The organism is Streptomyces sp. NPDC029526 (genome assembly GCF_040637405.1).
Lineage (GTDB): Bacteria > Actinomycetota > Actinomycetes > Streptomycetales > Streptomycetaceae > Streptomyces.
Genome location: NZ_JBEZWE010000003.1, coordinates 278,363 through 290,684, shown reverse-complemented (window position 1 = coordinate 290,684; position 12,322 = coordinate 278,363). Strand labels below are relative to the sequence as shown.

At 72.7% G+C, this 12,322-nt stretch carries 10 protein-coding genes and 2 tRNA genes; 4 read left to right on the top strand and 8 right to left on the bottom strand.

Annotated features, from left to right (window positions below; genetic code table 11):
* Window positions 1-238: 238 nt before the first annotated feature.
* Complete coding sequence (locus AB0F01_RS12220; RefSeq protein WP_362093237.1) at window positions 239-2,437, top strand: elongation factor G-like protein EF-G2; 2,199 nt, start codon at window positions 239-241, stop codon at window positions 2,435-2,437.
* A gap of 311 nt (window positions 2,438-2,748) precedes the next feature.
* Entirely contained in the window at window positions 2,749-4,404 is a 1,656-nt protein-coding gene (locus tag AB0F01_RS12215) for a hypothetical protein (RefSeq protein ID WP_362093235.1), read from the top strand.
* Between the two features lie 92 nt (window positions 4,405-4,496).
* On the opposite strand, the gene AB0F01_RS12210 is transcribed toward AB0F01_RS12215, so the two are convergent.
* The 4 genes from AB0F01_RS12210 to AB0F01_RS12195 form a co-directional block, all read right to left on the bottom strand.
* Complete coding sequence (locus tag AB0F01_RS12210; protein ID WP_362093233.1) at window positions 4,497-5,045, bottom strand: HIT domain-containing protein; 549 nt, start codon at window positions 5,043-5,045, stop codon at window positions 4,497-4,499.
* Between the two features lie 80 nt (window positions 5,046-5,125).
* Window positions 5,126-7,102, bottom strand: coding sequence for a threonine--tRNA ligase (gene thrS, locus AB0F01_RS12205; protein WP_362093230.1), 1,977 nt, complete (start codon window positions 7,100-7,102; stop codon window positions 5,126-5,128).
* A 93-nt stretch (window positions 7,103-7,195) separates the two neighbouring features.
* On the bottom strand, window positions 7,196-8,494 hold the full coding sequence (locus AB0F01_RS12200) for a hypothetical protein (RefSeq protein WP_362093228.1): 1,299 nt from the start codon (window positions 8,492-8,494) through the stop codon (window positions 7,196-7,198).
* Window positions 8,491-9,057 (bottom strand): DUF4365 domain-containing protein, encoded by a 567-nt coding sequence (locus AB0F01_RS12195; protein ID WP_362093225.1) that lies wholly within the window; start codon window positions 9,055-9,057, stop codon window positions 8,491-8,493. Before AB0F01_RS12195 ends, AB0F01_RS12200 begins: the two co-directional genes overlap by 4 nt.
* 170 nt (window positions 9,058-9,227) lie before the next feature.
* On the opposite strand from AB0F01_RS12195, the gene AB0F01_RS12190 reads away from it, so the two are divergent.
* The gene (locus AB0F01_RS12190; protein WP_362093222.1) at window positions 9,228-9,953 is read left to right on the top strand and encodes a 3'-5' exonuclease; all 726 of its coding nucleotides are present in this window, start codon (window positions 9,228-9,230) and stop codon (window positions 9,951-9,953) included.
* A 59-nt stretch (window positions 9,954-10,012) separates the two neighbouring features.
* On the opposite strand, the gene AB0F01_RS12185 is transcribed toward AB0F01_RS12190, so the two are convergent.
* From AB0F01_RS12185 to AB0F01_RS12170, 4 genes are all read right to left on the bottom strand, one after another.
* Window positions 10,013-10,084 (bottom strand) — tRNA-Val (locus tag AB0F01_RS12185).
* 39 nt (window positions 10,085-10,123) lie between these two features.
* The gene (locus AB0F01_RS12180) at window positions 10,124-10,573 is read right to left on the bottom strand and encodes an SRPBCC family protein (RefSeq protein ID WP_362093220.1); all 450 of its coding nucleotides are present in this window, start codon (window positions 10,571-10,573) and stop codon (window positions 10,124-10,126) included.
* A 470-nt stretch (window positions 10,574-11,043) separates the two neighbouring features.
* Window positions 11,044-11,115 (bottom strand) — tRNA-Val (locus AB0F01_RS12175).
* Window positions 11,116-11,217: 102 nt separating this feature from the next.
* Complete coding sequence (locus AB0F01_RS12170) at window positions 11,218-11,679, bottom strand: TIGR02611 family protein (RefSeq protein ID WP_362093218.1); 462 nt, start codon at window positions 11,677-11,679, stop codon at window positions 11,218-11,220.
* A 191-nt stretch (window positions 11,680-11,870) separates the two neighbouring features.
* Here AB0F01_RS12170 and AB0F01_RS12165 point away from each other — a divergent pair, with 191 nt between their 5' ends.
* On the top strand, window positions 11,871-12,284 hold the full coding sequence (locus tag AB0F01_RS12165) for an SsgA family sporulation/cell division regulator (RefSeq protein ID WP_004002642.1): 414 nt from the start codon (window positions 11,871-11,873) through the stop codon (window positions 12,282-12,284).
* Window positions 12,285-12,322 lie beyond the last annotated feature (38 nt).

Here is a 12,322-nt window from a genome sequence, read left to right as displayed (position 1 = left end):
TAGTCACGCACCCGCGCGGGCGGCCGGGCACCCGCCCGGACCGCCCACCGGGGCACGGGAGTCCGGGGCACGGATCCGCCCGCGGCGCCACCCCGGCGGCCGTCGGCGTCCGCCGTATGGACGCACCGTGAGGGGAGTGGAAAGCTCGGAGTACCGCGGGCGCCGCCGGAGCCGCACCGCACGCGGATTCCGCCGGTCCGCGCCCACAGCGACCTCACCGTGCACGGGAGGCAGGACCATGGGCGACAAGGCGCACACCCACCCCGGAGCCGCCGGCAGGGCACAGGCGGCCGACCACCCCGCGTCCGTACGGAATGTGGTGCTGGTCGGCCACTCCGGATCGGGCAAGACAACCCTGGTGGAAGCTCTCGCACTGACCGCGGGAGCGGTGAACCGGGCGGGCCGCGTGGAGGACGGCGGCACGCTCTCCGACTACGACGAGATCGAGCACCGGCAGCAGCGCTCGGTGCAGCTCTCCCTGGTGCCCGTCGAATGGGACGGCATCAAGGTCAACCTCCTCGACACCCCCGGATACGCCGACTTCGTCGGGGAGCTCAGGGCCGGTCTGCGCGCGGCGGACGCGGCCCTCTTCGTCGTCTCGGCCTCCGACGGCGTGGACGGCTCCACCCGCATGGTCTGGGACGAGTGCGCGGCCGTCGGCATGCCCCGCGCCATCGTCGTCACCCACCTGGAGGCGGCCCGCGCCGACTTCGAGGAGATGACCCGGGTCTGCGCCGAGGCGTTCGGCGGCGACGACCCCGACGCCGTCCTGCCGCTGTACCTGCCGCTGCGCGGCCCCGCGGGGCCGGACGGGCACGCGCCGGTGAACGGTCTGATCGGGCTGCTGTCGCAGAAGCTGTTCGACTACTCCAGCGGCGAGCGCGAGGAGTCCGAGCCCGGCCCCGACCAACTGCCGCTCATCGCGGACGCCCGCAACCGGCTGATCGAGGGGATCATCGCCGAGAGCGAGGACGAGACCCTCATGGACCGCTACCTCGGCGGCGAGGACATCGACACCGGCATCCTGATCGAGGACCTGGAGCGTGCCGTGGCCCGCGGGGTGTTCTTCCCCGTCCTGGCCGCCGCCCCGGCCGCGGACGGCGCCCGCCAGGGCCTCGGCACGGTCGAGCTGCTGGACCTGCTCACGGGCGGGTTCCCGACGCCGCTGGAGCACGGCACGCCCCGGGTGACCACGATCGACGGCAAGCCGCGCGAGCTGACGCCCTGCGACCCCGGCGCCCCGCTGGTCGCCGAGGTCGTCAAGACCTCCTCCGACCCCTACGTGGGCCGCCTGTCGCTCGTGCGGGTCTTCTCCGGCACCCTGCGCGCCGACCAGACCGTCCACGTCTCCGGGCACGGGCTGGCCGACCGAGGGCACGAGGACCACGACGTCGACGAACGCATCGGTGCCCTGACCACCCCGTTCGGCAAGCAGCAGCGCCCCGTGCCGCAGGTGATCGCCGGAGATCTGGCGTGCGTGGCGAAGCTCGGCCGTGCCGAGACCGGCGACACCCTGTCCGCCAAGGACGACCCGCTGCTGATGGAACCCTGGGAGATGCCCGACCCGCTGCTCCCGCTGGCCATCCGGGCGCACAGCAAACCCGACGAGGACCGGCTCTCCCAGGGGCTGGCCCGGCTCGTCGCCGAGGACCCCACGATGCGGCTCGAACAGAACCAGGACACCCACCAGGTGGTCCTGTGGTGCCTGGGCGAGGCGCACGCCGACGTCGCCCTGGAGCGGCTGCGCAGCCGCTACGGCGTCCAGGTCGACGTGGTGCCGCACCAGGTGGCGCTGCGGGAGACCTTCGGTTCCACGGCGTCCGGGCGGGGCCGGCACGTCAAGCAGTCCGGCGGGCACGGCCAGTTCGCGATCTGCGAGATCGAGGTGGAGCCCCTGCCCGGCGGCTCCGGCATCGAGTTCGTCGACAAGGTCGTCGGCGGCGCGGTGCCGCGGCAGTTCATCCCGTCCGTGGAGAAGGGCGTGCGGGCGCAGGCGGCGAGGGGGGTGGCCGACGGGCATCCGCTGATCGACGTGCGGGTGACCCTGCTGGACGGCAAGGCGCACTCGGTGGACTCCTCCGACGCCGCCTTCCAGACGGCCGGCGCGCTGGCCCTGCGGGAGGCCGCGGCCCAGGCGACGATCCACCTGCTGGAACCCGTCGCCGAGGTCACGGTCCTGGTCGGCGACGACTACGTGGGCCCGGTGATGAGCGACCTGTCGGGCCGCCGCGGGCGGGTTTCGGGCACCGAACAGTACGCCGCCGGCCGCACCCTCGTCCGGGCCGACGTGCCCGAGATCGAGATCGGCCGGTACGCCGTGGACCTGCGCTCGCTCTCCCACGGCACGGCCCGCTTCAGCCGCCGTTACGCGCGGCACGAGCCGATGCCGCCGCAGGTCGCGCAGCGCCTCCGTCAGGAGCTCCGGGCGGCGTCGTAGCGGGCTCGGGAGGCGTCCCGCCCGGGGCGCGCGCCCGGCGGTGGGTGCGGCCCGGGACGGGCGTCGTGAGGCGGCGCCCGGCGCCCGCGGGGGCCGTCGCCGGGCGCCCGCGCACGCGCCGCGCACGCCGCGCGTGCCCGGAACGCTTCACCCCGTGCGGCACCGTGCCGGTCCCGTCCGCACACGGGTTGTCGCCGTCCGCAGACGAACCGGCCCCGCTGCGGATACGCTGAAGACCTGATCAACAGGTGTGCGCGGCAAGGAAGTCGGGAAGACCGCAAGACGACAGTCGCGGCGATCGGGGGCGGGGAATGACCGTTGAGAGCGGTTACGCGGACTTCTTCGGTCCGCAGGTGCCGCGCACGGGTGACGAGGGGCACACGCCGACCTTCGCGCTGGCCTCGGCGTCCTACCGGGACAACGAGGCCGACGAGATCCTCAAGGCCAACAACGAGTGGCACAAGTCGGCCGTCGCACCGCCCCGGATCAAGCTGTTCCGCCCGAACCTGGGCGAGGCGTTCTCCCGGGCGATCATCGACCGGATGCTGGGCTCCGGGCGGGCGCCGCTCGTCCAGTCCTTCGGCACCCAGCCGCACGTGGTCGTCGAGCACAGCCTCGCCGCCCACCGCATCCGCCGGGAGCGCGACAACTGGCTCAGCGCGATCATGGTCCTGTGCGGCGTGCTCTTCCTGCCGGGCCTGCTGGTCTGGCTGCTGGTCTTCCAGATCCGCACCACCATGACCCGGCGGGAGGACAAGCGGGCCGGAGCCCTGGCCACCACGCTGCTGGTGGGGGTGGGGGCCCTCGCGGTCCTCTTCCTGCTCCGCATGCCCTTCGACGGGTTCTGGGGCTGGTACGCCCGCGCGTGTGTCGTCGCTCCCGTCATCGGCTGGTTCTGGGCCAAGCGGATCTGCGAACGCACCGCGCACGCCCTGCGGGGGCAGTGGGAGAGCCTGCTCTCCGGCGGCAGCGTGGGCGCCAAGGTCCCGGAGGCGGTGCCGAGCAGCCCCGGCGAGACCGCCGCCGAGCAGCTGCGCCAGTCCCTGGCCCGGCTCAGCGCCGAGCAGCAGTCCAACTCCGTCTTCTACGCCGGCCCCAAGGGCATACTCGGCATGGGCACCCGGTGGGGCAGCTGGCAGCTCGCCGAGGAGCTGGTCCCCGCCGACCCGGACCGCGAGATCAACCCCTTCCGCAGCTGGGACGTCATCAAGGCGATCCACGACCGGCTGCGCATGCTGGAGCGCGGCCCCCTGCACACCGGCGGCTTCACCAAGCCCTCCGTGCGCCACTGGATCGTCACGCCGATCGGCGAGAACGCCACCGCCGTGTCCCGGCCCGAGGGCACGGACGTGGAGGCGTACCAGGTCAAGCCGCACGCCATACAGGAGATCTGCAACAAGCAGCAGTTCGGCGCCGGCGACCGCCACTACCTCGGGGTGCAGTGGACCCTGTGGGACGGCCAGCTCGTCATCACCATGCTGATCACGGTGACCGTCCTCCACGAGACCCTGCGCATCGAGGTCACCGGCCACGCGCTGGGCCCCGTGCACCCGCTGTTCACCACGGCACCGGCCGCCAAGGAGAAGTCGGTCCAGAAGTCGGTGAAGTTCTGGGAGACCCGCACGGTCAAGCTCCCCCTCGTCGACGCGGACGAGGTGGTGCGCCTGGCCGCCCGCGCGCCGCTGACCTGGTACCCGCCGCTGCTGTACTGGCTGGGTGGCAAGCTGACCCTGCCCGAGCCCTTCGGCCTGCGGCACGCCTGGGCGGACAAGCCGTGGCGGCACCGCTTCATGGCCGACGACGCGCTGCGCGCCGCGACGCCGGTGCTGCGCGCGGTGCACTCCGCCGCGATCAAGGTCCTGGCGGAGAACGGCGTGGACACCGAGAAGTTCGGCGCCCGCTCCTCGGCCCTCAGCGGGGCGGTGCAGGAGGCGGCGCCCAAGAAGGCCGACGTCTACGACGCCTGAGCGCGGGTGCCCCGGCCGGGGCACCCGCCAGACCCGCCCAGACCCTTCCGCCCCCGGCGCGGCGCTCGGCCGGGTGCCGGGGCGTCGCCGGTTCAGGCGGAGGGCCAGGCGTCCGCCAGCATCGTGCGGGTGTCCCCGAGCAGCTGCGGCAGCACCTTGGTGTGGCCCACGACCGGCATGAAGTTGGTGTCGCCGCCCCAGCGCGGGACGACGTGCTGGTGGAGGTGCGCGGCGATGCCGGCGCCGGCCACGGTGCCCTGGTTCATGCCGATGTTGAAGCCGTGCGCCCCGGAGGCGGCCCGCAGCGCCGTCATCGCCTGCTTGGTCAGCTCGCCGAGCTCGGCGGTCTCCTCGACGGTGAGGTCCGTGTAGTCGGCCACGTGCCGGTACGGCACCACCATGAGGTGGCCCCCGGTGTACGGGTAGAGGTTGAGCACCGCGTAGACCCGCTCGCCGCGCCGGAGGACCAGTCCGTCCTCGTCGGACTTGGCCGGGATCGAGCAGAAGGGGCAGCCGTCGTCGGCGCCGGGGCCGGTCGGCTTGTTCTCGCCCTGGATGTAGGCCATCCGGTGCGGCGTCCACAGACGCTGGAATGCGTCCTGCGTCCCCACTCCCCACTGCTGCTCCGGCTCACTCGTCATATGTGCAGCATATGGCGTCCTGGGGGTACGACGGCACGGGCCCCCGGGATCGCTCCCGGGGGCCCGTGCCGTCGTGCGGATCAGACCTGCGCGCGTTCCTGGACGACCTTCACGATCTTCGCGATGGCCTCGTCGACGGGGATGCCGTTCTCCTGCGATCCGTCGCGGTAGCGGAAGGAGACGGCTCCGTTGGCCATGTCCTCGTCGCCCGCGATGACCATGAACGGGACCTTCTGCTTCTGCGCGTTGCGGATCTTCTTCTGCATGCGGTCGGAGGAGGAGTCCACCTCGACCCGCAGCCCGCGCGTGCGGGCCTTCGCCGCGAACTGCTCCAGGTACTCGACGTGCGCGTCACCGATCGGGATGCCGGTCGCCTGCACCGGCGCCAGCCATGCCGGGAAGGCGCCCGCGTAGTGCTCCAGGAGCACCGCGAAGAACCGCTCGATCGAGCCGAACAGCGCGCGGTGGATCATGACCGGGCGGGTCTTGGAGCCGTCCGCGGCCGTGTACTCCAGGTCGAAGCGCTCCGGCAGGTTGAAGTCGAGCTGGATGGTCGACATCTGCCAGGTGCGGCCGATGGCGTCCTTGGCCTGGACGGAGATCTTCGGGCCGTAGAAGGCGGCGCCGCCCGGGTCGGCCACGAGTTCCAGGTTCTGCTTCTCGGCGACCTGGCGCAGCGTCTCGGTGGCTTCCTCCCACGCCTCGTCGGTGCCGACGAACTTCTCCGGGTCCTTGGTGGACAGCTCCAGGTAGAAGTCGGTCAGGCCGTAGTCGCGCAGCAGGTTCAGGACGAAGGTGAGGGTCTTGTCGAGCTCCTCCGACATCTGCTCGCGGGTGCAGTAGATGTGCGCGTCGTCCTGGGTGAAGCCGCGGGCCCGGGTCAGGCCGTGCACGACACCCGACTTCTCGTACCGGTACACCGTCCCGAACTCGAAGAGGCGCAGCGGCAGTTCGCGGTAGGACCGGCCGCGCGCGTCGAAGATCAGGTTGTGCATCGGGCAGTTCATGGGCTTGAGGTAGTAGTCCACGCCCTCGTCGAGCTGCATGGGCGGGTACATGCCGTCGGCGTACCAGTCCAGGTGGCCCGAGGTCTCGAAGAGCTTCCCCTTCGTCGCGTGCGGGGTGTAGACGAACTCGTAGCCCTCCTCCTCGTGGCGGCGGCGCGAGTAGTCCTCCATGACCCGGCGGACGATGCCGCCCTTGGGGTGGAAGACGGCGAGGCCGGAGCCGATCTGCTCCGGGACGGAGAACAGGTCCAGCTCGGAGCCGAGCTTGCGGTGGTCGCGCTTCTCGGCCTCGGCGAGGAACTCCAGGTGGGCCTTCAGCTCGTCCTTGGTCGGCCAGGCGGTGCCGTAGATGCGCTGGAGCTGCTTGTTCTTCTCGCTGCCGCGCCAGTAGGCGGAGGCGTTCCGCATCAGCTTGAACGCCGGGATGTTGCGGGTGGTGGGCAGGTGGGGACCGCGGCAGAGGTCCTTCCAGCACAGCTCGCCGGTCTTGGCGTCCAGGTTGTCGTAGATCGTCAGCTCGCCGGCGCCGACCTCTACGTCCGCGCCGTCGTCGTGCGAGGCGGCGCCCTTGAGGCCGATCAGCTCCAGCTTGTACGGCTCGTCGGCGAGCTCCTCGCGGGCCTCGTCGTCGGTGACGACGCGGCGGGCGAAGCGCTGGCCGCGCTTCTGGATCTCCTGCATCTTCTTCTCGATGGCCTTGAGGTCATCGGGGTGGAAGGGCCGGTCCACGTCGAAGTCGTAGTAGAAGCCGTCCCGGACCGGCGGGCCGATGCCCAGCTTGGCCTCGGGGAACAGCTCCTGCACGGCCTGGGCCATGACGTGGGCGGTGGAGTGCCGGAGGATGTTCAGGCCGTCCTCGGAGGAGATCTCGACGCCCTCGACGGTGTCGCCGTCACGCACCTCGTAGGAGAGGTCCCTCAATTCGCCGGAGACACGGGCGGCGATGACCGAGCGCTCGCCGGCGAAGAGCTCGGCGGCCGTAGTGCCCGTCGTCACCACGCGTTCTTCCCGCTCGGAATCGCGTTGGATGATCACACGGACGTCTGACACCGGTCTCTCCTGACTGAAGGCTGTGGTCGCGGCGCCATACCGGAGCGCACGCATGGGTGCGATCGTACCGACCCGGGCGGGCCCGTAGCGACATCAATCCGCCGCGGCAGCCCCGGGCCGTCCGCCGTCGCCGCCGTCCCGGGAACCTCCGCCCGCTCCGTCGCGGGCGGTGCCGGGGATGCCGCCGAAGCCGTCCGCCGCCTCGGCGCGTTCCTCCAGGGCCTTCATGAGCCGGTCGCGTTCGGCCTCCTCGAGCTCCAGGGGCACGACCTCGTCGACGCCGGTCATCCGGCGGAAGCCGCCCCGGCTCTCCAGCCGGCCGTGCACCCGGACCGGCAGTCCGTCGAGGTGTGCCCGTCCGGCGGTGCGGTAGTCCGCCTCCTCGAGGGCGAGCCGCACGGAGCCCAGGGCGGCGCCGGCGAGGACGCGCAGACGGACGGTGCCGCCGCCGCGCGGCCCGGACCGGTGCAGGCGGACCACGGTGCCGGTGATCCGTACCCGCACGGACGGCTCGGCGCGCCGGTAGCGGGCGCCGGCCTCGCGCAGGGCGGGCAGGTCCCCGGGAGAGAACTCGACGGGGTCGGCCGAGGCCCCGCAGCCGTCGGGCACGCCCGCCGCGGGGGCCCAGGCGATCCCGATGCGGGCACCCTGGGTGCCCTGGACGAGGGTGACGAGCGCCTCGGTGAGGTCGTGGCACACCCCGGCGGCGACGGCGGTGTCGAAGGCGTCGGGCGAGCCGGTGGCACGGCGGTGGTCGACGGCCTCCCGGGCCGCGTACAGGGCGTGGTGGAGGCGCACGGCGAGGGCGCGGCCGGTGGTGACGGGGACGAAGGCGGTGAGGCGGCGTCCGCCGGGCGCGGGGGCGACCAGGATGTCGTCGAGGGCGGCGGCGGCCGGGCGGCGGTGGCGGGCGCCGTGGTAGCCGGTCCGGGCTCGGGTGGCGAGGGCGGCGGCGAGCAGGGTGCGGCGGGCCGCGCCGCGCAGGTGTTCCTCGGCGGTCCAGCCGGCGGCACCGCCGGGGGACGTCGGGGCGTCGCGCCACCAGCGGATCTCGTCGCTGGGGACGGCGAGGGAGACGAGGATCTCGCGGGCGGCGGGGGTGCCGGCGCGGGCGAGGGCGGTGAGGGCCTCGGCGAGCAGGTCGTCGCTGTCGGGGAAGGCGCGGCTCTCGGGCACCAGCAGGCTGGTCGTGCGGTCGGCGGGGCCGGGCGGGGTCCAGCGGCCGTAGCGCCCGGGGCTGCCGCCGCGGCGCAGCCATCCGTGGCGGCGCAGCAGGGCCGCGAGGACGGCGGGGTCGGTGTCGCCGGGGGCGGCGGGCCGGACGTCCCGGGCGGGTTCGGCGGGGTGGGGGCGGGCCGGGCGCGGGGGTTCGCCGGTGGGGTGGTGGGTCACGGTGTCCCTCCGGTCCCGACGCGCGTCATGATCTCGCACAGCGCGCGGTCGTCGAAGACGTGCGTGGTGGGGATGCGCACGGTGGTGCGGGTGCGGCCGGTGACGGGGTGACCGGCGAGGTTGGTCCAGTAGCAGCAGTGCCGCAGTTCGAGACGGTCGTGGCCGGCCCGCAGCCAGTCGTCCGGGGAGCGCGGCACGAGCATGACGACGAGGATCTTGTGCACGGTGACGGGTGTGCGGGCCAGCTTGACCAGATGCGCGTTGTCGAGCGTGAAGGAGAAGGAGCGGCCCGGCGGGTCGGGCGCGACCTGGTAGGTCGCCTTGAGCTGGACCTTGATGGTCACCTCGTCGTCGACGGTGTGGCCGGGGGCGCTGTGGCTGACGTGCCAGTCGATGCCGTTGTCGGGAAAGGGCTGGGAGAGCGAGCAGCCGGCCGCCGCGGCGACGGCGTGCAGGTAGGCGACCTGCAGGGTCTCCATGCAGGCGGTGGTGGCGAGGGAGCCGCGGGAGGGAGCCGTGCGCCCGGGCAGCAGCCCGCCCCGTTCGGGCTGCGCTATGGCCATGGCCCAACAGCCTTCCAGAACAAGTGTTTCCCCGTACCGGGCCGCTGAACTGCGTGGACCCGTACTCCTGTTGTCTCCTTGCGGCGTACGGCGCAAACGGGGCGGGTATCACCCGGGCGGGGCAGCGGACGGTGCGTCAACTGCCAGAGGTGAACAAGGGGTTGTTGGGTATGGCGTGTTGGTACGAGGGGCCGTTGGCCGCTTTCGACACGGAGACGACGGGCGTGGACGTGGAGACGGACCGGATCGTGTCGGCCGCCGTCGCGATCCAGGAGGCTCCGGGCAGCCGTCCGCGGATCAGCCGCTGGCTGGTGAATCCGGGCGTTCCGGTGCCGGCCGCCGCGACGGAGGTGCACGGTCTGACGGACGAGCAGGTGCAGCGCCGGGGGCGCTGGCCGGCTCCGGTGATGTACGAGATAGCCGAGGTGCTGGCGGAACAGGCGCGGGTGGGGCGGCCGTTGGTGGTGATGAACGCCCCGTTCGACCTGACGCTGCTGGACCGGGAGTTGCGCCGGCACCGGGCGTCGTCGCTGAGCCGGTGGTTCGACCGGACGCCGCTGCTGGTGCTGGACCCCTGGGTGCTGGACAAGCACCTGGACCGGTACCGCAAGGGCCGCCGCACGCTGACGGACCTGTGCGCGCACTACGGCGTGCCGCTGGACGGGGCGCACGAGGCGGCGGCGGACGCGGTCGCGGCGCTGGAGGTGACGCGGGCGGTCGGGCGGCGGTTCGCCGCGCGGCTGGAGCGGCTGTCCCCCCGCGAGCTGCACACCTTGCAGGCGGTGTGGCACGCGGCGCAGGCGCGCGGGTTGCAGACGTGGTTCGCGCGCAACGGTTCCGACGAGGCCGTGGACCCGGCCTGGCCCCTGCGTCCGGACCTGCCGGCGGCCGCGTAGGGCGGTGGTGTCCGGGAACGTGAAAGCCGGTCCGTCGGGGACGGACCGGCTCTTCCCGGTGGGCGATACTGGGTTCGAACCAGTGACCTCTTCGGTGTGAACGAAGCGCTCTCCCACTGAGCTAATCGCCCGGGAACGGACTGAACCATACAGGTCCCGGGAGGCATCCTTCAAACCGCTTCGAGGTGCGCGGTCAGGCCGCGCCGTCCGGCGCGCATCATCAGGGCGTGGTTGGCGCGGAAGAGGCACCGCGCGGGGACGGCGAGGCGGCGCAGCAGCGGCTTGCGGATCTCGGCCTCCTGGTCGTAGCGGGCGAGGCAGCCGCCGGTGTCCACGGGGGTGACGGTCCAGCGGGCGCGGCCGGTGATGTCGCCGTCGAGGCGGACCTCCAGGATCCCGGCCGCGGGGTCGCGCCGCTGGGCGCGCAGGACGACGACCAGGTCGTAGGGCAGGACGGAGCGGATGCGGGCGGTGCCGGTGGTGGCGTCGGTCCGGGTGACCTCGCGGACCTGGGGCCACCAGCGGGGGTAGTCCTCGACGCGTTCCAGGATCCGGTGGACGACGGGTGCGGGGGCGGGCAGGGGCCACCGGCTGTGGAAGCGGTAGTGGTGCAGGTTCATGGTCGGAGTGTGCCCGCGCGAGCGGGAAGGTTGCCGGCGGGCGGCCCGGCGTGGCGTGGGGCGAAGTCGTCCGGCGGGGTATGGCGTTGGGCGCGCTCCGGTCGTTCCGGGCGCGTTCCGGATGCGTGCGGGGCGCGTCCGGGGCGATGCTGCGCGGCATTTGATCCGCGGCCGGTTCGGTGAATTCGCCGGTATTCCGGAAGGGTTGCGCGGCTGCGGTGGATTCCCGCCGGATACGCGCGTGTTGGCTTCTTCCGGAAGTCCGCGAACGGCCGGAAGTCGCTGCCGGGTGCGGTCTTCGGATTCCGCTTCCGGGTGACTGAGGTGCTCCCGCGGGCACGGGCGGGCGGCGCGGCGCCCAGCACGCTGCGTGACGGACCGCCACCGCAGCGTGGGAACGGCACCGGGTGTCCGGCCGCTCACGACGACGGCCCGGCCCACTGATCGTGAGCCGGGCCGTCGTGATCCGGTGGGCGATACTGGGTTCGAACCAGTGACCTCTTCGGTGTGAACGAAGCGCTCTCCCACTGAGCTAATCGCCCGGACGCAGGAAGAACATTACCCCATGTCAGGGGGTGCCCATGACCACCGGGGGCCGGGCCGCCGCCCCCCGGTCACGGGAGCGGCCGGGCCGGGCCGCGGGGTCACTGGCCCTTGATCCGCCAGGGCATCTCCAGGCCGAACTTCCACAGGTAGACGGCGGTCAGCGCGCCCGCCACCACCAGGCCGACCGAGGTCAGGATGATGTTCCGGCGGCGCACCTTGGGGTCCAGGGCCCGCTGGGCGGCCTCGGTGACCTTGCGCTTGGTCCAGCGCAGCACCAGCTGGGCCCAGGCGAACTCGGTCCCCCAGATCGCCATGCCCGCGAAGATCACGACCCAGCCGGGTCCCGGCAGCACCAGCATCGCGGCGCCCGCGGCCACCACGGCCAGACCGACGACGAAGACGCCGACCTGCCAGCTGATGTGCAGGGTTCTGCGGGCCTGGATGAAGGCGGGTGCCCGGGAGCCGAGCGGCCGCCCCTGGGGCTCCCCGTCCTCCTCGGCCCCGCCCGCCCGGTCAGCCGTCATGGTCGCCTCGCCGGCCTTGTCACTCCCCGTGTTCATACGCCCAAACCCTACCGGAGCCATTCGCATCACCGGAATGGGCGCAGAGGATGATCGACCCCTCGTCCGGAAGGGTTACGTAAACGCACGCAAAACACGCAGAGGGGTTTACAACGGCACCGTAGGTGGCATGTCGATTTCGCCGACGTGCGAATCCCCGAGCGCACACTGAGCGAAAGGCCCTGGCGCTTATGAACACCACGGTCAGCTGCGAGCTGCACCTGCGCCTCGTTGTGTCGAGCGAGTCCTCCCTGCCTGTCCCCGCAGGCCTGCGGTACGACACGGCCGACCCCTACGCCGTGCACGCCACCTTCCACACCGGAGCCGAGGAAACCGTCGAGTGGGTGTTCGCCCGCGACCTCCTCGCCGAGGGACTTCACCGCCCCACGGGCACCGGCGACGTCCGCGTCTGGCCGTCGCGCAGTCATGGCCAGGGCGTCGTCTGCATCGCTCTCAGCTCCCCCGAGGGCGAGGCCCTGCTCGAGGCCCCGGCGCGGGCCCTGGAGTCCTTCCTGAAGCGCACCGACGCCGCCGTGCCGCCCGGCACGGAACACCGGCACTTCGACCTCGACCAGGAGCTCTCGCACATCCTGGCGGAAAGCTAGGCGGGGCTCCCACCAGCAGCCCGGCGCCGTCGACTCGG